This window comes from Nocardia transvalensis (assembly GCF_015477765.1).
GTDB classification, from domain to species: Bacteria; Actinomycetota; Actinomycetes; order Mycobacteriales; family Mycobacteriaceae; genus Nocardia; species Nocardia transvalensis_A.
This window is the reverse complement of the sequence record NZ_JADLQQ010000003.1, coordinates 753,107-774,427: the sequence shown is the minus strand read 5'-3', so window position 1 is coordinate 774,427 and position 21,321 is coordinate 753,107. Positions and strand designations below refer to the sequence as shown.

20 protein-coding genes are annotated in these 21,321 nt (G+C 68.8%); 13 read left to right on the top strand and 7 right to left on the bottom strand.

Annotated features, from left to right (window positions below):
- Positions 1-64 precede the first annotated feature (64 nt).
- The 5 genes from IU452_RS11625 to IU452_RS11605 all read right to left on the bottom strand — a co-directional run bounded on the left by IU452_RS11625 (position 65) and on the right by IU452_RS11605 (position 5,333).
- Positions 65-484: a hypothetical protein gene (locus tag IU452_RS11625; RefSeq protein WP_228817145.1), complete on the bottom strand. Its 420-nt coding sequence runs from the start codon at positions 482-484 to the stop codon at positions 65-67.
- Between the two features lie 99 nt (positions 485-583).
- Positions 584-1,609, bottom strand: a complete 1,026-nt coding sequence (locus IU452_RS11620) for a helix-turn-helix domain-containing protein (RefSeq protein WP_195108942.1) — start codon at positions 1,607-1,609, stop codon at positions 584-586.
- A 246-nt stretch (positions 1,610-1,855) separates the two neighbouring features.
- A complete protein-coding gene (locus IU452_RS11615; protein WP_195108941.1) occupies positions 1,856-2,209 on the bottom strand; it encodes a UBP-type zinc finger domain-containing protein in 354 nt (117 codons plus the stop codon).
- Positions 2,209-3,648 carry an ATP-binding protein gene (locus IU452_RS11610; protein ID WP_195108940.1) on the bottom strand — a complete coding sequence of 480 codons (1,440 nt, stop codon included), beginning with the start codon at positions 3,646-3,648 and terminating at the stop codon, positions 2,209-2,211. The genes IU452_RS11615 and IU452_RS11610 overlap by 1 nt, the downstream gene beginning before the upstream one ends.
- Positions 3,649-3,659: 11 nt before the next feature.
- Positions 3,660-5,333: an FAD-dependent oxidoreductase gene (locus tag IU452_RS11605; RefSeq protein WP_195108939.1), complete on the bottom strand. Its 1,674-nt coding sequence runs from the start codon at positions 5,331-5,333 to the stop codon at positions 3,660-3,662.
- A gap of 86 nt (positions 5,334-5,419) precedes the next feature.
- Here IU452_RS11605 and IU452_RS11600 point away from each other — a divergent pair, with 86 nt between their 5' ends.
- On the top strand, positions 5,420-5,869 hold the full coding sequence (locus tag IU452_RS11600) for an SRPBCC family protein (RefSeq protein WP_195108938.1): 450 nt from the start codon (positions 5,420-5,422) through the stop codon (positions 5,867-5,869).
- Positions 5,870-5,930: 61 nt separating this feature from the next.
- Entirely contained in the window at positions 5,931-6,614 is a 684-nt protein-coding gene (locus IU452_RS11595) for an SIMPL domain-containing protein (protein WP_228817141.1), read from the top strand.
- Position 6,615: 1 nt separating this feature from the next.
- Here the strand turns inward: IU452_RS11595 and IU452_RS11590 are convergent, their stop codons facing one another.
- A complete protein-coding gene (locus IU452_RS11590; protein ID WP_195108936.1) occupies positions 6,616-7,644 on the bottom strand; it encodes a beta-ketoacyl-ACP synthase III in 1,029 nt (342 codons plus the stop codon).
- Between the two features lie 260 nt (positions 7,645-7,904).
- Here IU452_RS11590 and IU452_RS11585 point away from each other — a divergent pair, with 260 nt between their 5' ends.
- The 11 genes from IU452_RS11585 to mnhG all read left to right on the top strand — a co-directional run bounded on the left by IU452_RS11585 (position 7,905) and on the right by mnhG (position 19,766).
- A complete protein-coding gene (locus IU452_RS11585; protein ID WP_195108935.1) occupies positions 7,905-8,177 on the top strand; it encodes a GlsB/YeaQ/YmgE family stress response membrane protein in 273 nt (90 codons plus the stop codon).
- 165 nt (positions 8,178-8,342) lie between these two features.
- The gene (locus tag IU452_RS11580) at positions 8,343-9,059 is read left to right on the top strand and encodes a phosphatidylserine decarboxylase (protein WP_195108934.1); all 717 of its coding nucleotides are present in this window, start codon (positions 8,343-8,345) and stop codon (positions 9,057-9,059) included.
- Entirely contained in the window at positions 9,056-9,934 is an 879-nt protein-coding gene (locus tag IU452_RS11575) for a CDP-alcohol phosphatidyltransferase family protein (protein ID WP_195108933.1), read from the top strand. The genes IU452_RS11580 and IU452_RS11575 overlap by 4 nt, the downstream gene beginning before the upstream one ends.
- A gap of 45 nt (positions 9,935-9,979) precedes the next feature.
- Complete coding sequence (locus tag IU452_RS11570) at positions 9,980-12,196, top strand: AAA family ATPase (protein WP_195108932.1); 2,217 nt, start codon at positions 9,980-9,982, stop codon at positions 12,194-12,196.
- 83 nt (positions 12,197-12,279) lie between these two features.
- The gene (locus tag IU452_RS11565; RefSeq protein WP_195108931.1) at positions 12,280-13,593 is read left to right on the top strand and encodes a hypothetical protein; all 1,314 of its coding nucleotides are present in this window, start codon (positions 12,280-12,282) and stop codon (positions 13,591-13,593) included.
- A gap of 122 nt (positions 13,594-13,715) precedes the next feature.
- Positions 13,716-16,562 carry a Na+/H+ antiporter subunit A gene (locus IU452_RS11560; RefSeq protein WP_195108930.1) on the top strand — a complete coding sequence of 949 codons (2,847 nt, stop codon included), beginning with the start codon at positions 13,716-13,718 and terminating at the stop codon, positions 16,560-16,562.
- Between the two features lie 67 nt (positions 16,563-16,629).
- Positions 16,630-17,013 (top strand): Na(+)/H(+) antiporter subunit C, encoded by a 384-nt coding sequence (locus tag IU452_RS11555; RefSeq protein ID WP_195108929.1) that lies wholly within the window; start codon positions 16,630-16,632, stop codon positions 17,011-17,013.
- The gene (locus IU452_RS11550; RefSeq protein ID WP_195108928.1) at positions 17,010-18,626 is read left to right on the top strand and encodes a Na+/H+ antiporter subunit D; all 1,617 of its coding nucleotides are present in this window, start codon (positions 17,010-17,012) and stop codon (positions 18,624-18,626) included. Before IU452_RS11555 ends, IU452_RS11550 begins: the two co-directional genes overlap by 4 nt.
- The gene (locus IU452_RS11545; protein WP_195108927.1) at positions 18,623-19,168 is read left to right on the top strand and encodes a Na+/H+ antiporter subunit E; all 546 of its coding nucleotides are present in this window, start codon (positions 18,623-18,625) and stop codon (positions 19,166-19,168) included. Before IU452_RS11550 ends, IU452_RS11545 begins: the two co-directional genes overlap by 4 nt.
- On the top strand, positions 19,165-19,425 hold the full coding sequence (locus IU452_RS11540) for a monovalent cation/H+ antiporter complex subunit F (RefSeq protein WP_195108926.1): 261 nt from the start codon (positions 19,165-19,167) through the stop codon (positions 19,423-19,425). The genes IU452_RS11545 and IU452_RS11540 overlap by 4 nt, the downstream gene beginning before the upstream one ends.
- Positions 19,422-19,766 carry a monovalent cation/H(+) antiporter subunit G gene (mnhG, locus tag IU452_RS11535; protein WP_195108925.1) on the top strand — a complete coding sequence of 115 codons (345 nt, stop codon included), beginning with the start codon at positions 19,422-19,424 and terminating at the stop codon, positions 19,764-19,766. The genes IU452_RS11540 and mnhG overlap by 4 nt, the downstream gene beginning before the upstream one ends.
- A 9-nt stretch (positions 19,767-19,775) precedes the next feature.
- On the opposite strand, the gene IU452_RS11530 is transcribed toward mnhG, so the two are convergent.
- Entirely contained in the window at positions 19,776-21,062 is a 1,287-nt protein-coding gene (locus tag IU452_RS11530; RefSeq protein ID WP_416382308.1) for a DUF5933 domain-containing protein, read from the bottom strand.
- Between the last annotated feature and the right edge of the window lie 259 nt (positions 21,063-21,321).

The window sequence follows — 21,321 nt, the reverse complement described above, 5'->3', positions numbered from 1 at the left end:
CTGTGATCAGCGCCGCGCCGACCGGAGGCCTGAATTATCGGTAGCCGAGTGGTGGCGGGCGCCGCTATTTCTCGGCGACGCCGATGGCGACCGCGACCGGATTGTCGGCCTGGCTCGACGCCAGGCACACCAGCTTCGCGGTGCCCAGCGCGATACTCGGATTGCCGTCGAGTTTCGAGCCCGGATTCTCGGCGAGGATCTTCTCGATCAGCGCCTTCTCGCCGTCGGTGTCCATCTTTCGGAATTCGGCGCAGGTCGTCTGCGAGGCCGGGCCCAGTGCGGAGTTCTGCGCGCTGGTGGGGGCCTCGCTGGGCGGTTCGATCACCGTGCGGGTCGTGGTGGGCGCGGCGGTCGTGGTCGGGGTGGCGGACGGGTTCTTGCGCAAGCCGTTGGCGTCCGTGGACGATTGATCGTGCCCCCCGCATGCGGTGAGGCCCAGCGCCAGCGCACCCAGTACCGCGGCGGTCGCCGAAAGTCGTTTCATATCCCCGCATTCCCCGGTCGTTCGACGGCGCCGACTGTCCGGCGCGCGTCGCAGCGTACCGGTCGAGCGCGTCGATGGGAACCGGGTCACCGCGTCCGGTCACTGTGCCGGAAACGGCAGCACCACATCCAACGGTTCGTCGGCCGCCGACCGTCCCGTCGCACCGGCCTGTTCGCGCGCCAGCCGTCGCCACTCGCTCGGCGATATGCCGTAGGCGGCCCGAAATCGCCGGGCGAAATGCGACGGATCGCGGAAACCGCAGCTGTGCGCGAGCGCGGCGATCGAACGGTGCGCGTTGTCGGGACGCGCCAACGCGCCCCGCGCGAGTTCCAGGCGCTGCTCGATGATCCACTGCTCCAGGCCGAAATTCGCGGCGGCGCACACCTTGTACAGATGTCGGACCGAAATGTGATGTGCACGCGCGATGCGGGCGGCGCCGAGCTCGGGGTCGTTCAGCCGTCGCCCGATGTAGTCGCGGATCTGGGTGAGCAGAATATCCTCGGGCACGACAGTGCCGTCCGCACGCACCTGACCGGCCGCCGATACCAGCAGGGCACGGACCAGCTCCACACAGGAATCACCCAATTCCCGGGCGGCGGTGTCGGATTGCAGCTCGTCGGCGCACTGAGACAGCAGCCGTAGGTGGCCGGTGACCAAGGGGTGCAGCGGACTGCTGTGCGGTCGCGCGGCGCCGGCGCGGATGGTCTCGGCGCTCAGACCGAGCCGTTCGGCGGGAATGTACATCGCCGACGCCACCCCGTTGTCGGGCCAGTCGATCTCGTACGGCAGATCGAAGTCGACCGCGTACAGCTGCCCCGGTGTCATCCTCCGATGAATCTCCGCCTGCGTCAGCAGGAAGCCCGACGACCGCTGCACGCACACCGCGAGCAGCGGGTTCGGCGCGGATCTGATCTGTTTCGCCGTGCGCACCAACCGGAATCCGGACACGCGCCCCCGAACGAAGGTCACCTGGCCGAATTCGAAGGCGTCGAGCCGGGCGTGGACGGCCTCCCGCGACGCTTGGTGCGCCATATACGAGCGGGCGGTCAGCCGCTGCACCGCCTCCAGTACCGCGTCCGGCCGCCCGGAGGGGTCGATCGCCTCGGTATCCAGGACAAGTGCCATGCCGTCCCCGTGTCTCGCAGCTGCGGACCATACCTTCGTGCACGGTGAGCCGACGAGCGTGCACGCACAGTCCATTGTCGAACCACGGCACGCCTTATGGTGCAGAACGGGCAGGTTGCCGTCGACGCAAACTGAGCCACCCGCAGGCGGCAACCGCCCACCGGGAACGAGTCCTGGCAGACGTTCCGGTACCGGCGGTCTGCTGCACGTCCGTGCACCGCCGCGGACGTGCAGCAGGCACCTAATTCAGTGGATGTAGTTCTGCCAGTCCCCCGGCACCCGCTCGCGCGGGCCCGGAACGGTCTGGGCGGGCGGGTGATGATGCGGTGCCGCGAGTTCCGGCCCCTCCGAGAACATTTCGTTGGTACGGAAGTCCCAGAACCAGTCCTCGCCCGGCTCGAAGCTCTGGATGAACGGATGTCCGGTCTCGGCGAAATGCCTCGAGGCATGCTGGGACGGCGAGCTGTCGCAGCAGCCGACGTGACCGCACTGGGCGCAGCGCCGCAGGTGCACCCACCATCCCTGCTCCGCCTCGCATTCCACACAGCCCGGCCCGCTGGGCGGGACGGTCGGATCAATACCCTCGATGGCCTGCGACATCACTCACCTCCGGTGGACGCCTGCAGCGGCAGCCGGACGATGAACCGGGTATCGCCCGGCACCGACTCGACCCGGATGTCGCCGCCGTGCTTGTTCACCACGATGCGGAATGAAATATCCAGTCCCAGCCCGGTACCCTCACCGACCGGCTTGGTGGTGAAGAACGGCTCGAAGATCCGATGCCGGATCTCGTCCGGCACCCCCGGACCGCTGTCACAGATCTCGACGGCGGCACAGTCGTTCTCGCGATAGGTGCGGACGGTGAGGGTGCCCTGCCCGTCCATGGCCGCGACCGCATTGTCGATCAGATTCGTCCACACCTGATTCAATTCCGCCGCGTAGCACGGGATCTGCGGCAGGGCGCGGTCGTAATCCTTGACCACCGTGATGCCGTCGCCGATCTTGCGGGCCAGCATGACCAGCGTGCTGTCGAGCAGTTCGTGAATGTCGACCACCTGGAACGGCGCGCGATCCATCTGCGAATACTGCTTGGCGGCGTTCACCAGCGAGGAGATACGGATGGTGGAGTCGGTGATCTCGTTCATCAGCAACTCGGTCTCGACGGTGTAGTTGAGCCAGCGGATCGCACCCTCGAAAACACCGTTGTCGCAACCCTCCAGCGTGGCCGCGACCTTCTCCAGCCAGTCGATGTCGAATCCGGCCTGCACGAAGTTCGGGGCCAGGTTCCAGCCGTTGTCGATGCCGTGGGATTCGAGCCACTCGCCCAGTTCGTCCTCGCGGTCGGCGGCCTCCAGGGTCGTCAGGGTGGGCGCCTTGGCGACCTGGGTGGCGGCCTCCTCCTGCAGCTGCACCAGCGCCTCGAGGGCGGCCGAGTCGAATTTGCCGTGCGCCATCATCTTCAGCTTGTGCCGCATGCCCGCGACCCGCTCGCGCAGCGACGAGGTGGCCCGCACCGCCGCGGCCGCCGGATTGTTCAGCTCGTGAGTGAGCCCGGCCGACAGCGAACCCAGCGCCAGCAGCCGTTCGCGCTGGCCGATGATCTCGTTGGTGTTGCGGTTACCGAAGAACACGCCCTCGAGCAGGTGCAGCGCCATCGGGAACCATTCCTGCATCATTCGCGAGAAGGTTCCGGCGTCGAGCACGAAGAATTTCGACGGCTCGGTCACATAGAACGACCCGGTGTAGTTCTGGTCCACCTTGTCGCCCATATAGGCCGTCCACGCACCGGCATAGGAGCCGCGGTGGCGGGTGCGGACCAGCTCGATCTCCTCTCCGCCGGACAGCTTGGTGATCACCACCTCGCCCTCCATCAGCACGTAGAAGCAGGTCGCCGGATCGCCCTCGCGATACACCAGGCCGGGCTCGAACTCCTCGACCCGCCCGTCCCGGCACAGCCAGGCCAGCTGCTCGTCGTCGAGCTTCTCGAACAGGAACAGCGTGCGCAGTTCGTCGGGATCACAGATCAATCGGGTGCCCATCAGCAGACCTCCTACTGCTTGGCGAGGTATCGGTGGACGAGCATGACCGCCATCGCGCCCTCGCCCACGGCGGACGCGACCCGTTTCGCCGACTCCGAACGCACATCGCCGGCCACGAAGACGCCCGGGACGCTGGTCTCCAGGTGATGCGGGGGCCGCGGCAATTCCCAGCCCGCGGGGCGGGCACCGTCGACCATCAGGTCGGGACCGGCCAGGACGTATCCGGCCGCGTCGCGCTTGACCAGGCCGTCGAGCCAGCCGGTCTCCGGTGCGGCCCCGATGAACAGGAACAAACGCTCCGCGTCCACCTTTTCTTCCGCACCCGTCGCGCTGTTGCGTACCACGATGCGCTCCAGATGATCGTCGCCGTCGGCCGAGACCACCTCCGTGCACGTATGCACCTTGATATTCGGAATCTGCTCGATCTGCTGGATCAGATAGTGCGACATGGATTTCTCCAGCGAATCCGAGCGCACCAGAATATGCACCGTCTTGGCATTGCGGGACAGGAATACCGCCGCCTGGCCCGCGGAATTGGCGCCGCCCACGACGTAGACCTCGCAGTCGGTGCACTCGGCGGCCTCGGTCATCGCCGAGCCGTAATACACCCCGCGGCCGGTGAAATCGTCCACACCCGGGGCCGGGTGGTGGCGGTAGTTCACGCCCGTGGCGATGATCACCGAATGCGCCGAGATCGCGCTGCCGTCGTCGAAGCGCACCACGCGGGCCGACCCGCACACCTCCAGGCCGACCACCTCGCGCGCCGTGATCAGCTCGGCCCCGAATTTGACCGCCTGCCGCCGGGCCCGATCGGCCAGCTGGGCGCCCGACAATCCGTCCGGGAAGCCGAGGTAGTTCTCGATGCGCGAGCTCTGCCCGGCCTGACCGCCGGTGGCCGTGCGCTCCACCAGCACCGTGCGCAGTCCTTCGGAGGCGCCGTACACCGCCGCGCCGAGCCCGGCCGGGCCGCCGCCGACCACGATGAGGTCGTAGAAGTCGCCGGTCGGGTCGGTACTGAGCCCGACGCTGGTGGCCAGTTCGCTGTCGGAGGGAGTGATCAGGGCCTGTCCGGCCGGATCGATCACCACCGGGCACTGGTCCTCGGTCGCCCCGGCCGCCTCCAGCAACCGCGCGCCCTCGGGCTCGTCGGCCAGATACCACCGGTAGGGCAGCTGATTGCGGGCCAGGAATTCGCGCACCTCCGAGCAGCGCGCCGACCAGCGATGCCCGACCACCTTGGTCTCGTGCACCGGGCGGTGCTCGTCGCCGCGCCAGGCCTCGAGCAGGGCGTCGATCACCGGGTACAGCTTCTCCTCCGGCGGATCCCACGGCTTGAGCAGATAGTGGTCGAGGTCGACGATATTGATCGCCTCGATGGCGGCATTGGTGTCGGCGTAGGCGGTCAGCAGCACGCGGCGGGCGTAGGGATGCAGGTCCATGGCCTGCTCGAGGAATTCGATGCCGTCCATCCCCGGCATGCGGTAGTCGGCGATCAGCACGGCGACCGGCTGGCCGCGCAATTTCATCTCGCGAAGCGCGTCGAGCGCGGAGGCACCCGACTCGGCGCGCAGGATCCGATAATCCGCCCCGTACCGGCGCCGCAGGTCGCGGACCACGGCGCGGGAGACGCCCGGATCGTCGTCGACACTGAGAATCGCCGGCTTGGCGACAGCTGGTGAAGTCACCTTCAAAGTATGGGTGCTGGGCGCAAGTCGGTGTGCACGATGGCTAAGATATCTGGTACCGACCGTCACACCTCTCGGAGGCAGCGTTGCCGAACACCCTGGAAGCCACCGTCGATATCGCCGCGCCGCCGGAGCGGGTCTGGGCGGTCCTGTCGGATCTGAAGCGGATGCCGGAATTCAGCCCCAATACCGTCCGGATGATCCCGCTCGGCACGCCGAGGGCCGGCACCTGGACGATCAACCTCAACCGCGACGGCAAGTACTACTACCCCACCACCTCCCGGATCGTGCGCTTCGAACCGAATCGAGCCTTCGCCTTTCGCATGATCGAGAACACCACGATCTGGAGCTACACCCTGGAGCCGACCGCGACCGGCACCCGGGTGATCGAGCGGCGCGACATTCCCAACGGCGTCCGCAAACCGGTGCGCAAGCTGATCGACGCCCTCCTCGGCGGCGAACAGCGCTTCGAGGCCAACCTCGTGCAGGGGATGAACGAGACACTCGCCAGGATCAAGGCCGCAGCCGAACACTGATCCGGCGTGTTCGCCCACGGCGACGCCCCGCCCGTGCCTAGGTTGAGGCATGCGACGAATCATGGGTACTGCTGTGGCGCTTGCCGGTACGGCCGTTCTGCTGACCGGCTGCGGGAATTCCGATTCCGGCCCCGACCGTGACGTCACCGTGGTCGGCACCGGCCAGGTGCGCGGTGCGCCGGACATCCTCAATGCGAACCTCGGCGTCGCGGTGACCGCGGGCGATGTCTCCACGGCCATCGACACGGCCAATGCCAAGGCGAAGGCGGTCACCGATGCGGTCGTGGGCGCCGGGGCCAAACGCGAGGACATCCAGACCACCGACGTCTCCATCCAGCCGCAGCACGGCCCCGACCAGGCGATAACCGGCTACCGCGCGACCAATTCGCTGCATGTCGTGGTGCGCGATCTGCCCAAGGCGTCGGCGATTCTGGCGGCCGCGGCGCAGGCCGGCGGCAACGACGCCCGCATCAACAGCGTGTCGTTCGCACTCGACGACAACTCGAAGCTGCTGTCGGATGCCCGCGCCCGCGCCTTCGCCGATGCCAAGTCCCGGGCCGAGCAGTATGCCGTGCTGTCGGGGCTGAAACTGCGCGATGTCAAGACCGTCAGCGAGTCCAGCGACGGCGGCACACCGCCGCCCTCCCCGCGTTACGACGAGGGTGCCGCCTCGAATGCGGTGCCGTTGGAGCCGGGAATGCAGACGGTGACGTTCAACGTCACGGTGACCTGGAGCCTGGGCTGAATCACTGCCAGTTGGGCAGTTTCACGACTTGAGCGGCGTAGGACAGACCGGCGCCGAAGGCCACCAGCAGGGCATCGGCGCCGGGTTTGGTGTCGCCCTTGCGCAGCAGCGCCTCCATGGCCAGCGGAATCGAGGCTGCCGAGGTGTTGCCCGTCTCCTCGATATCGGTAGCCAGGGCGACGTCGGCGGCGAGTTTCAGCTCCCGCGCCATGATCTCGATGATGCGGCCGTTGGCCTGATGCGGGACGAAGGCATCGATATCGCCGGGCGTCGCCCCGGCGCGCTCGATGGCATCCAGGCACACCTTCTTCAACGAGTGTGCGGCCCAGCGGAATACCGCCGTCCCCTCCATCGCCAGGTAAGGCCGCACCGCGTCGGTGCCCTTCTCGTCGACCTCTTCGAAGAACTCCATCCAGTCCTTGTCCTGGCGGATCGCGCGGTGCTGGGTGCCGTCGGAGCCCCAAACCGTCGGGCCGATGCCCGGCTCGTCGGAGGGGCCGATCACGACCGCCCCGGCACCGTCGGCGAACAGGAAGGCCGTGCCGCGGTCGGTGGGGTCGAACGTGTCGGTCAGCCGCTCCACACCGATCACCAGGACGTGCCCGGCGGTACCACCCTTGACGAGATCCGAGGCCAGCGTCACGGCGTGACAGAACCCGGCGCACCCGGCGGAGATATCGAAGGCGGCCGGATTGTTCATGCCCAGTTCGGTGGCGATCTGCGGCGCCGCGGCGGGCGTGAGCAGCAGCCATGTCGAGGTGGCGACGATGACGCATCCGACCTGACCGGGCGTGACGCCCGCGGAATCCAGCGCATCCCGCGCGGCCGCGGCACCCATGCTGATGATGGTTTCGGAATCGGAGGCGAAACGCCTGGTCCGGATGCCCGAGCGGGTGCGAATCCACTCGTCGCTGGAATCGATGGGTCCGGCAATCTCCTCGTTGCTGACGATCCGGGCGGGGCGGTACACCCCGAGCCCGAGCATTGCGGTGTGCTCGAACCCGGTGGCCTGAGCTAGTCGAGCAGCCATCGTGCGTCTCCCTATGTACCTGCTGGTCAGTGGACCCAACCCGGCCACCACCCCGCGCGTCGAACAGTCCTTCATCGGGCCCTCGCGGGACTCCTTACGAGTCCGTAGACATGAGGACCCCTCATATTATCCAGGAACGCCCCCGAACGGGTGGGTATTGTCACAATCGTTTCGGGTATAGCCAGTTCGCAAGCCGGTTGCTCGAAACCGTGGGCAGTCCGGCAACCAACCTGTTCCAACGAGTGATTCGAGGACACCAAATGCTCGGACTGGGAATTATCGGCTGGATCATCATCGGCGGCATCGCCGGATGGATCGCCAGCAAGATCATGGGGACCGATGCCCAGCAGGGAATCTTCCTCAACATCATCGTCGGCGTGATCGGCGGTTTGCTGGGTGGTTTTCTGCTGAAGTTGCTGGGCGTCGACGTGGAGGGCGGCGGGCTCATCTTCAGCTTCCTCACCTGCCTGGGTGGCGCGGTCATCCTGCTGTTCCTGGTGGGGTTGGTCACCGGGCGCCGAAAAGTGGGCTGACCCTCCCGCGGACGGGATCTTCCGCACACACCGCAGGGGCCCGATTCCCGTAAGGTGTGAGCGCGGTCTCCGACGTGTCCGACGGCGTATTCGAGGCTTTACGAGCCACCGTCGTCGGGCACGTCGCTGTGACCGCGCAACCGTCCGCGCACGAAAGAGGAGCCTGTGGCCCGCCGTCCCACCCCGCCCGGCACGCCCGAACGCACCGGGCTCGGTCATGTCGCCGACCTGGTCCGCGACGCGATCCCGCCGCTGCATCCCGCCGGCCTGCCGTTCGTCGCGGCGCCGCTGGTCGTAGCGACGCTGGGCCGGCGGCGAAAGTGGGTGCGCCGCACCGGATTGGCTGCCGCGGCGGCGACGGCGACGTTCTTCCGGCATCCGAATCGGGTGCCGCCGAACCGGCCCGGCGTGGTGGTCGCACCGGCCGACGGGCAGATCGCGCTGGTCGACACGGCCGTGCCGCCCGCCGAACTGAACCTCGGCGAGGTGGAATTGCCGCGCGTGAGCATCTTCCTGTCCGTGCTCGACGTGCATGTGCAGCGCACGCCCGTCTCGGGCACGGTGCGCCAGATCGTCTACCGGCGCGGGCAGTTCCGCTCCGCCGATCTGCCGGAGGCCAGCGCTGTCAACGAGCGCAACTGCATGGTGCTCGAGACCGCCTCGGGCCAGTTGGTGACCGTCGTGCAGATCGCCGGTCTGCTGGCGCGGCGCATCGTCTGCGACGCCACCGTCGGTGATGCCCTCACCATCGGCGACACCTACGGCCTGATCCGCTTCGGCTCCCGCGTCGACACCTACTTCCCGGCCGGTACGCGGCTGCTCGTCGAGCCCGGGCAACGCACGATCGGCGGGGAGACGGTGCTGGCCGAACTGCTGTCATGATCGAGGAAACCATTACCGGCCAAGGCCGTCGGCGTCGCACGATCCGGCTGCTGCCCAGCATCGTGACCATTCTGGCGCTGTGCGCCGGGCTGTCGGCCGTCAAATTCGCACTCGACGGCTCGCTCGACGTCGCGCTGGCGATGGTCGGCGCGGCGGCCGTGCTGGACACCCTGGACGGGCGGCTGGCCCGCATGCTGTCGGCGACCACCAAGATCGGCGCCGAACTCGATTCGCTGTCCGATGCCATCGCCTTCGGCGTCGCACCCGCGCTGGTGCTGTACATCGGGTTCCTGCGCACGGACAGCGCGGGCTGGATCATCGCGCTGATCTATGCGGTCAGCATCGTGCTCCGGCTGGCCCGATTCAACACCTTGATGGACGACGACACCCGGCCCGACTGGCAGCGCGAATATTTCGTGGGCGTGCCCGCCCCGGCCGCGGCACTGATCGGCCTACTGCCGATCGCGGTGCACGAGCAGTTCGGGAACGGCTGGTGGAGCGACTTCCCGGTGGTGGCGACCTGGACCGTCTTCGCGGCCCTGCTGGCGGTCAGCACCATCCCGACGTTGGCGATGAAATCGGTGTCGGTGGCCCCGCAGGCCGCGGCCCTGCTGCTGGTCCTGGTCGCCCTGGCCGCCGCGGCCCTGATCACCTACCCGCGCGTCCTGCTGATGGTGCTGGTGGCGATGTACATCCTGCACATCCCGTTCGCCTGGCGCTCCCAGCGCTGGGTCGCCGCCCGCCCCGAAACCTGGCATCACAAACCCGCCGAACGCCGGGCCCAGCGCCGCGCGGCCCGCCGCCGCCCGGCCCTGCGCGTGCCGGTGTCGTCGTCGAGACTGCGCTTGCGCCGTCCGGGTCAGCGGCAGCGGTAGCTCCGAGCACAGCACCGACCCCGTCGACACTGCCAGAATGGCAGGGTGCCTGATCTGTCGTTGACTGCCCGGTTGAATCCGTCCGCCGCGGATGCGCGGCGAGGGGTGGTGCGGCTGCACCCCGAGGCGTTGGCGGCATTGGGGTTGCGGGAGTGGGACGGGATCGCGTTGATCGGGTCGCGGCGCACGGCCGCGGTGGCGGGGGTGGCTCCGGCGGGCACTCCCGCGGGAGTGGTGCTGCTCGACGATGTGACGCTGTCCAACGCGGGCGTGCGCGAGAACGCGACGGTGATGGTCGCGCCGGTGGCCGTCTTCGGGGCCCGGCAGATTTCGGTGACCGGGTCGGTGCATGCGATGCGCACGATTCCGGAGCAGACGCTGCGGCAGGCGCTGCTGGGCAAGGTCGTCACCATCGGCGATGCGGTGTCGCTGCTACCGCGCGATCTCGGGCCGGGCACCAGCACCACCGCGGCCACCCAGGCGCTCTCGCGCACCTTCGGGATCGCCTGGACCTCGGAACTTCTCACCGTGACCGCGACCGATCCGTCGCCGGGCCCGGTCAGCGTGCAGCCCAACAGCGCGGTGATCTGGGGTGCGGGAGTACCGGCGATCGACGCCTCGCACGATCCGGGTGCGGGGCACGAGACCCAGACGGCCGCCCCGGGAACCCGGATGCGGGTGCGGGAACGGCCGTCGACGGTGACCGCGGCCGATCTGGCCGGTGTCCGCGCCCAGGCGGCCAAGCTGTCGGAATGGCTCAGCCTGGCCCTCGACGAACCGGAGCTGTTGAAAACCCTCGGCGCACCACCGCATCTCGGGGTCCTGGTCACCGGCCCCGCGGGCGCCGGTAAGGCGACGCTGGCCCGCGCGGTATCCACCCCGCGGCGCATCGTGGAACTCGACGGCCCCACGGTCGGCGCCACCGAGAGCGGCACCCGGCTGCGTGAGGTGGGCATCGCGGTCTCCGAAATCTGTTCCGGCCCGGGTGGAGTCCTGCTGATCACCGATATCGATGCACTGCTGCCCGCCGATCCGGAACCCGTCGCGACCCTCATCCTCGACCAGCTGCGCGCGGCCGTCGCCACGCCGGGAGTCGCCTTCCTGGCCACCACCTCTCATCCCGCGGGCATCGATAGTCGTTTGCGCGCACCGGATCTGTGCGATCGCGAGGTAGCGCTGACCCTGCCGACCGCCGCCATCCGCAAGGATCTACTGGAACAGCTGCTGCGCAAGGTGCCCACCGACGGGCTGAAACTGGACGAGATCGCCGCTCGCACACCCGGTTTCGTGGTCTCGGATCTGGCGGCACTGTGCCGCGAGGCGGCGCTGCGGGCGGCCTCGCGGGCCAGCCGCGACCACAGCGATCCGGTCCTGACCCACGAGGACCTGCTCGGCGCCCTCGAGGTGATCCGCCCGCTGTCGCGTTCGGGCTCCGAGGAATTGGCGATCGGCAGCCTCAGCCTCGACGACGTCGGGGATATGACCGAGACCAAACAGGCCCTGGCCGAGGCGGTGCTGTGGCCGCTGCGGCATCCGGATTCCTTCGCCCGCCTCGGCATCGATCCGCCCCGCGGCGTGCTGCTGTACGGGCCGCCGGGCTGCGGGAAGACCTTCCTGGTCCGAGCCCTGGCCGGAACCGGCCAGCTGAGCGTGCACGCGGTCAAGGGCGCGGAGCTGATGGACAAGTGGGTCGGCTCCTCCGAGCGGGCGGTGCGCGAATTGTTCCAGCGCGCACGCGATTCCGCGCCGTCGCTGATCTTCCTCGACGAGGTGGACGCGCTGGCGGCCCGGCGCGGGCAGAGCGGCGACTCCGGCGTCGGCGACCGGGTGGTCGCGGCGCTGCTCACCGAACTCGACGGGGTGGAGCCGCTGCGCGACGTGGTCGTGATCGGCGCGACGAACCGGCCCGAGCTGATCGACCCCGCGCTGCTGCGGCCCGGGCGCCTCGAACGCCTGGTGTTCGTGCCGCCCCCGGACGCGGCGGCCCGGGCGGAGATCCTGCGCACCGCGAGCCGCTCGGTCCCGCTGGCCGCCGAGGTGAACCTGCGGAAGCTGGCCGCCGACCTCGACGGCTATTCCGCCGCCGACTGCGCGGCACTGTTGCGCGAGGCGGCGATGACGGCGATGCGCCGCGACGTCGACGCCGCCGACATCACGGCCGCCGATGTGGCCGCGGCCCGGGCGGCGGTGCGTCCCTCGCTGGATCCGCTGCAGGTGGAGTCGCTGCGCCGCTACGCCGATAACGGCGCAGGCCGGCTCTGACCGCTCCGACCCAATCCGGCAAATAGCCGGTAACCGGCACGTCGGAACCGGATGTGTCAGGGTTCACAGGTAGTTTTGTATTGATGCGGAGCGGCCGCGCCCTCGTAGAGATGACCACAGGCTTCCTGGCGACGCTGGTCGCCGGGCTGTCACTGGTGCTGCCCATCAACTTCGCCTGGACCGCGGACTCGTCGGTTCTGCAGCTGGACCTGCTGGCCTACAGCCTGCCGCGGGCCATCGCCGCGGGTTCCATCGTGGCGCTGGTGGTCGCCGTATTCGCCACCACGGTCAATCACGCGCTGGCCGCCTGGGGTTCGGCACTGTTCGGCATCGCGATCATGTTCGTCAACCATCTGGCCGGCCGGCACACCGATCCGGCGTCCTCGCTGTCGACCCTGAACTTCGTCGACGCGATCGGGGCCGGGATTCTGCTGGGCGGCATCGCGGTGGCGGTGCTGTACGGACGCCAGCAGGTATTCGGCTGGACGCTGGGCGCTCTCACCAGTGTGGTGGTCGGCGTCGCCCTGCCGATGCCGCACGGCGCCGCCCATACACCCGGTTCGGATGCCGTGTCCCCGCCGACCAGTGACTCGCCGCCGCAGTGGCTGATCGTCGTGACGATGCTGGCCATCGCGTGGGGAACCATCGTCGATCGCCACCGCGCCGGTGTGGAGCGACGGTCGGTCGAGCTGCCGATGGCGCCGATCCTGGCCGGAGCGCTCTATATCGCAGTCGCCCTGTTCGGCGCGGAATGGCTGGCCCGCCACGGCGACGACGCGGTCGATATCGGGCTGGTGGCGGCGGCGACGGTGGGGGCCGGGTTCATCGCCGCGATGCTGCTGCCGCGACGCGACGGCACCCTCGTCCTGCTCGCGGTCGCCCTCTCGGCGGTCGGCAGCGCGATCGTGCCGTCGTCGCTGCCGAGCTGGTCGGCGGTTCCGCTGGCCGTCGTGCTGGCACTGGCCCTGCTGCTGGGCATGCGCCGACCGGCTCCGCTGGCCGGGTTGTTCGCCCTCGCGGTGGTGGCATTCGGCACGGCCCTGGCCGGTTCGGGTGAGCACCAGCCGGTTCGAGCGGCGATATCCGCGGTATTGCTCTCGGTACTGGCCGGTTACTGCTTCGGCAGCGCCACACCGCGCTACAACCCGACCCGGGTGCTGGGTGTGGCGATCGTCTTCGTCCCCTCGGTGGTGATGTCGCTGCGCGATCACGTCAGCCATCGCGACCACACCACGGTCGCCGTCGAGGATGGTCACTGGCAGATCTGCCCGGCGCCGGCGGTGACCTCGTCGGCCCCGGCCTGGACCGCCCTCAGCATTGCCGTCGGCTGCATCATCGGGCTGTTCCTGCTGCGCCGCTGGCGGGCGCCCACCGTCGCCGGTCCCGCCGACCAGTGATTGCGCAGATATAGCCGAGCCCCCGGACATGGTCGAGACCATAGCGGCGGCGGGCCGGAATCGCGCGGGCGGCAAGTAGGATCGACAGCGCACCACCCCGCCGCCGACCGACGGAGTGACGTTTGCTCGCTATCCTGTTCGCCCATGCCGCCGCCGCCCTGCTCGCGCCGCCGTGCGTGCGGACGCTGGGCCGCCGGGGCTTCTTCCTCCTCGCGCTGGCGCCGCTGGCCGGTCTGGTCTGGGTGATCGCGAACTGGAACAGCGGACAGCAGGTGCGCATCGCGTGGGCGCCGAGCATTCATATGAATGCCGACCTGCGCTTCGATTCGCTCGCCTCGATCATGTCGGCACTCGTGCTCGGGATCGGGACGGTGATCCTGATCTACTGCGCCCGCTATTTCGACGACGACGACCGCCAGCGGCTGGGCATCTTCGCGGGCTATCTGGTGGCCTTCGCCGGCACCATGTTCGGGCTGGTGATCAGCGACAACATGTTGCTGCTGTTCACCTTCTGGGAGGCCACCACCGTCCTGTCGTTCCTGCTGGTCGGCCATCACGCCGAACAGGTCTCCGGGCGCCGGGCCGCGCTGCAGGCGCTGCTGGTCACGGGCGCGGGCGGGCTGGCCATGCTGGTGGGCATCATCATCCTCGGCCAGCACTGCGGCACCTACCTGCTGTCGGAGGTGCTGACACGAATCGATCCGCACGAGTGGTCGGTCGGTGTGGCCGTGGTGCTGATCCTGGTCGGCGCATTGAGCAAATCGGCGATCGTGCCGCTGCACTTCTGGTTGCCGGGCGCGATGGCCGCACCCACTCCGGTCAGCGCCTACCTGCATGCCGCGGCCATGGTGAAGGCCGGTGTGTACCTGGTCGCGCGGCTGGCCCCGGCCTTCGCCACCGCCGCACCCTGGCATCCGATCGTGCTCACCCTGGGCGTGCTGTCGATGCTGCTGGCGGGCCTGCGGTCGCTGCAGGTCTCCGACCTGAAGCTGGTGCTGGCGTTCGGCACGGTGAGCCAGCTGGGTTTCCTCATGACGATGGTCGGGCTCGGCACCCCGGACGCGGCGATCGCGGGTGTGGCGCTGATCGTGGCGCACGCCTTGTTCAAGGGCTGTCTGTTCATGGTGGTCGGCATCATCGACCACTGCGCCGGGACCCGGGATCTGCGGCGGCTGTCCGGAATCGGGCGGCGGGCGCCGGTGCTGTGCGCGATCGCGACCCTGGCCGCGGCGAGTATGGCCGGAATCCCCCCGCTGGTCGGCTTCATCGGTAAGGAGAGCGCACTGGGTGCGGTGCTGAACGCCGAGAACCTGTCGAATCCGGCGAAGCTGGCGCTGGGCGCGGGCGTGGTGGTCGGATCCATGCTGACAGTCGGCTACAGCGTCCGATTCCTCTGGGGCGCTTTCGGCTCCAAATCCGTCCCGGTGGGTGCGCCAGAACCGGAGGTGACCTGGCATCGGCCCGACCCGCTGTTCCTCGTGCCGCCCGCGCTGCTGGCGGTGGCGAGCCTGGCGGCGGGTCTCGGTGCGCCGGTCCTGGATCGGCTGCTGCGGCCTTATGCGCAAAGCCTCGGCGGGGCCGAGCCGTCCCATCTGGCGCTGTGGCACGGCTGGGGTCATCCGCTGACGTTGACCATGGTGATCATCGCCTGCGGTGTGGTGCTGTTCGAAATCCGCGACCGCATCGGCGAATCCGCCACTCCCCGACTGGGTAACGCGGACCGCGTCTACGACGCCACCCTGCGCGCGATGGATCAGCTGTCGCTGCGCATGACCGGTGCCGTACAACGCGGTTCGCTGCCGCTGAATCAGGCTTTGATCCTGATCACGCTGATCGTGCTGCCCACGGCGATGCTGTTCACCGGTGCCCGCACCAGAGTGTCGCTGCGCCTGTGGGATTCGCCACTGCAGGCGGTCGTCGGACTGGTCATGGTCGCGATGGCGGTGGGCGCCACCGTGATGCGCAACCGTCTGGCCGGGGTGCTGCTGGTCGGCGTCACCGGATACGGCTGCGGTGTCATCTTCGCCATGCACGGCGCGCCCGATCTGGCGCTCACCCAATTCCTGGTGGAGACACTGACATTGGTGATCTTCGTGCTGGTGCTGCGCAAGTTCCCGGCCGAGATCGAGCCCGACCGCACCGCCCCGTTCAAGGTGCGCCGCGCGGTGCTGGCCGCGCTGGTCGGGACGGCGGTCGCCGTCCTGGCCGCCTGCGCCATCGCCGCGCGCAACTCCGAACCGATCTGGCACCGGATCGGTTCGGCCGCCTATCAACTGGGCGGCGGCAAGAACGCGGTGAACGTGCTGCTGGTCGACATCCGCGCGTGGGACACGCTCGGCGAGATCTCGGTGCTGGTGGTCGCCGCGACCGGAGTGGCGTCGCTGATGTTCCGCAGCCGCCGATTCGGCGCCCTGCCGCGGGTGGCCGATGCGCCCGGGTATACGCCCGAACCGGGCCGCTCCTACTGGCTGCCCGCGGCAGCGCTGGTCGCACCGCGGGATCGGTCGATGGTGCTGGCGATGACCACCCGCCTGCTGTTCCCGACGATCATGGTGCTGTCGGTCTACTTCTTCTTCGCCGGGCACAACGCGCCCGGCGGCGGCTTCGCCGGCGGTCTCACCGCCGGATTGGCGCTGGTTCTGCGGTATCTCGCGGGAGGCCGTTACGAGCTGGCCGAGGCCCTGCCGGTCGAGGCCGGACATCTGCTCGGCGCCGGGCTCACCCTGTCCGCCGGCACCGCGACCGGCTCCCTGCTGTTGGGCGCGCCGCCGCTGTCGTCGGCGATCGTCCAAGTGAGCGTGCCGCTGCTCGGGCAGGTGAAGGTGGTCACGGCGATGCTGTTCGACCTCGGCGTGTATCTGATCGTGGTCGGCCTGGTCCTGGATGTGCTGCGCAGTCTCGGCGCCCGGCTCGACACCGAAGACCTGCCCGGCGCGCGCAGGCCCGAAGTCCTCAGGGAGGCACGATGAGCGACAATCGCGCAGTCGCTCATCGTGCCGACCGGGTGCGGGTGTCCCGCCGAGCACAGGAGGTGCGATGACTGCGAACATCACCCTGCTGATCCTGATCGGCGTGCACGTCGCGTGCGGGGTGTATCTGGTGCTGGAGCGCGCCGTGTCGAAAATGCTGCTGGGGCTGATCCTGTTCGGCAATGCGGTGAATCTGCTGATCATCACCCTCGGCGGCCCGGACGGGCGGCCGCCGATTCTCGGGGAAACCGATCGGCTGCACCGTGATACGGCCGACCCCCTGGCGCAGGCGATGGTGCTGACCTCGATCGTGATCACCATGGGCCTGGCCGCATTCATACTCGCGCTGGCCTATCGCGCCTACGCCCTGACCACGACCGAACAGGTGGAGAACGACCCCGAGGACGTGAAGGTCGCCTCCCGGCGCGAGGGCGAGGATCCCGAACAATGACGCTGCCCGCAGGCCTGCTACCGGCCATGACCCCGCTGCCGGTGCTGATTCCGCTGCTCACCGCGGCGGCGACGCTGATCGTGGGTCGCAAATCGCGGGTGCAGCAGATCATTTCGGTGGTGGCGCTGGCCGCCGTGGTGGTGATCGCCGCGCTGCTGCTGTATCTGACCGACCGGCACGGCATGGCCGCGGTGCAGGTCGGCAACTGGGACACCCCGATCGGGATCACGCTGGTGGTCGATCGGCTCTCGGCGGCGATGCTGCTGGTGTCATCGATCGTGCTGCTGGCGGTGCTGGTGTACGCGGTCGGGCAGGGCATCAGCGACGGCGCGGAGCGCCAGCCCACCTCGATCTTCCAGCCGACGTATCTCATTCTGAGCGCGGGTGTTTCGCTCGCATTCCTGGCCGGGGACCTGTTCAACCTGTTCGTCGGGTTCGAGGTGCTGCTGGCGGCGTCGTTCGTGCTGCTCACCCTGGGTGCCAGCGCCGACCGGGTGCGGGCCGGGGTGTCGTATGTGATGGTGTCGATGGTCTCGTCGCTGATCTTCCTGACCGGCATCGCGCTGGCGTACGGGGCGACGGGCACGCTGAATCTGGCGCAGATGGCGGCGCGGATGAGCGAGGTGCCCGCCGGGACCCGCAGCGCCATCTATGCGGTGCTGCTGGTGGCGTTCGGGATCAAGGCGGCGGTCTTCCCGCTGTCGAACTGGCTGCCGGACTCCTACCCCACCGCGCCCGCGCCGGTCACGGCGGTGTTCGCGGGCCTGCTGACGAAAGTGGGTGTGTACGCGATCATTCGGATGCACACGCTGCTGTTCCCGTCCGGCAGATTCGACCGGATCCTGCTGATCTGTGGGCTGCTCACCATGCTGATCGGCATCCTCGGCGCCATCGCCCAGAGCGATATCAAGCGACTGCTGTCGTTCACCCTGGTCAGCCATATCGGCTATCTCATGTTCGGGGTCGGGCTGAATACGGCCGCGGGCCTGACGGGGACGGTTTTCTATGTGGCACATCACATTCTGGTGCAGACCACGCTGTTCCTGGTGGTCGGGTTGATCGAGCGGCAGGCCGGATCGGCGTCGCTGAGCCGGCTCGGCGGGTTGCTGGCGGCGAGTCCCGCGCTGGCGGTGCTGTTCGGGATTCCGGCGCTGAATCTCGGTGGGATTCCGCCGCTTTCGGGGTTCATCGGCAAGGCGACGCTGCTCGAGGCGGGCGTGGCCGACGGCAGCGTCCTGGCCTGGGTGCTGGTGGCCGGATCGGTGCTGACCAGCCTGCTCACGCTGTATGCGATGGCACGGGTGTGGAGTAAGGCATTCTGGCGGCCGCGCGCCCAGGCCCCGGAGGGCGACATGTCCGATGCGGCGCCGTCGGGGCTCATCGACGAATCCACCGACGTGTTGTTCGACGACCGGCCCGATCCGGGTCGGATGCCGCGGCTGATGCTGGTGCCGACCGTCGCGTTGATCGCGGTGGGGCTCGGATTGACCGTGTTCGCCGGGCCGATCCTGGGCGTGGCCGGGCGCGCGGCGGCCGACCTGGACGATCGCGGCACGTATCTGGAAACCGTGCTGGGCCCGGCGGATACGTGGCAGTCGGGGGGTGTGCGATGAGTCGCGAAAGCCTGGTCCGCATCGGTGTGCTGCTGTGGCTGGCGATCGTGTACACCGCGCTGTGGGGCGATCCGACCCTCGCCAATGTGGTGGCGGGCCTGGCGATCGGTGCGCTGATCATGGTGGCGCTGCCGCTGCCGCGGGTGCCGATCCACGGACGGCTGCACCCGCTGTCACTGCTGGAATTGGTTGGCGTCAGCGCCTATTACGCGATCGAATCCAGCCTGCAGATCGCCTGGTTCGCGATCCGCCCATCCGGACCGCCGGTGTCGGGGGTGCTGCGGGTGCGGCTGGAGATCCGCTCGGATCTGGTGATGGTGCTGTGCGCGGATCTGCTCAACCTGATTCCGGGCACGATAGTGCTGGAGCTGGACCGGCAGACGCACACCGTGTGGGTGCACGTGCTCGACGTGGGCAGCGATGCGGCGGTGGACAAGTTCTACCGCACGACGCGGAGGTTGGAGCAGTTGCTCATCCGCGCCTTCGAACGGCCTACCGAATGGCTGGATCCTGGAGTGGTGAAAGGAAGGGCGGAGCTGTGACCGTTGTTGCGATCGTGGCGGCGCTGCTGCTGGTCGGCGCGGCCGTGCTCACCGGGTATCGCGTGCTGGCCGGGCCGAACACGCTGGACCGCGTCGTCGGCATCGATTCGCTGGTCGCCATTGCCGCGGCCGGATTGGCGGTGTGGGCGGTCTACAGCAACGACACCACCGTCCTGCCCGGCATCGTGGCCCTAGCGCTGGTCGGGTTCCTCGGCTCGGCCGCCGTCTCCCGCTTCCGCGTCCGGGACGACCGATGAGCTGGCTCGAATCCACCCTGCGCTGGACGTCCTACGTCCTCATCGTGCTGGGCACGGGCCTGGCCCTCACCGCCGCCATCGCCATCGTCCGCTTCCCCGACACCCTGTCCCGCATGCACGCCGCCACCAAACCCCAGGTGGTGGGGCTCCTGATGGTCCTGCTCGGCGCCTTCATCCAACTGCGCGGCCACGGCAACGTGTGGATGCTGGCCCTCGTCGGCCTGTTCACCCTCCTCACCGCCCCCGCCGTCGCCCACCTCATCGGCCGCACCGCCTATCGCGAACAGCGCCACCGCGACGGGCTCTTGCTGATCAACGAGCTGGGCGACGACGTGGATTGATCCCGGAATCTATTGGGCGTGCACGCTGTCGGCGCGGCTCGGCTCGGAGGTCCCGGTCCGCGCGAACCACGCGGTGTAGAACGCCCAAGCGTAGGCGGCGAACAGGGACAGCACGATCACGCCGGACGGGAAGGGGTGGTGGGCCATCCACAGCGCCAGGAAGCGGTAGGCCAGCAGCAGGGTCGCCAGCAGTGCGACGCCGCCCGCGACGAGTTGCCAGCGGGTGCGGTCCCAGCCGCGTTCGGGGGCGCGCAGGGCCGATTCGACGGTCATGCACAGGACGGCTCCGGCCAGCAGGTCGGCGCCGTAGTGGTAGCCGAACCCGAGGGTGGCCGTCAGGGTGGCCAGCAGCCAGAAGGCGCCCGCCCAGCGCAGCCAGCGCGGGGCGGGGGAACCATCGGCGGCGCGACGGGAGTGCAGGAAGACGGCCGTGGCCCAGGCGGTGTGCATGGAGGGCATGCAGTTGCGCGGGGTGACGTTGTCGAACGGCATCGGGCCAGGTGCGTGGTCCAGGGGCGGAACGGTATGCGGCCAGTAGTTGCCGACCTGCAGTCCGTGACCGTCGGCGGCGAAGGCGAACATCGGACCGACCACGGGGAACAGCACGTACACCACCGGGCCGACCAGGCCGAGCACCAGAAAGGTGCGCACCAGGTAGTGGGTGGGCCACACACCGCTCGGCACCACACGCCGCAGCTGCCAGGCCGCCACAACCATGGCCGCGACCGGCAGCTCGATGTACACCCAGTGCAACACTCCGGACACCACCGGACCGAGGGCATCGATCGCCTGGCCCACCACCCACGACGGCTGGCCGAAGGCGTGATCGGCCAGCAGCACGTACCGGTCCAGCACATTCGGACCCGCCATCACGGTGATGTGCAGCCAGACGTCGCCCACCTTGGTGGCGAGGATCAACAGCGCACCCAGCGCGGCGGCATGCAGGGCATTGCGTTTGTCCTTGCCGTCCCAGCCGAGCCACGCCACGACCGCCAGCCCGGTCAACGCGATCACCGCACCGTTGCCGACGGTCAGCGGGCCACCCAGCAGCACCCGCACCACGGCGACGACCACGTCGATCCCCACCGCGATGCCCAGCGTGACGAACCGCCGCCGCCACGACAGCCCCACCAGTGCCAACGCCAGCCCCGCCCACGGCACCGACACCGACTTCGGCGTGCCCACATAGTCGTGCAACAGACTCTGCAGCGGCCCCTCGAATCCATTGCGGGAGGCCACGATCTGCAACACGACCAACAACACCGGCACGGCCGCCACGCCTACCGAAACCAACACCCGCCTCGACGGAACCCACGCCGGACGGCGATCATCACCGTCATAGTCGGAGCGCGGATCATCGAGCAGCACGTCGACCATAGTAAACACGTAATGAACGCCACCCACCTGAGCAGCTGAACGACCGGCAACCAACGAGCAACAGCCCCTGTCGTCCGGCCTGGCGGCCGGACGACAGGGATGCGGCACCAACCGACGACAGTCATGCCGTGCCCGCCGACGACAGGCATACCTAGGCAGCCGACCAGGCATGCGGTAG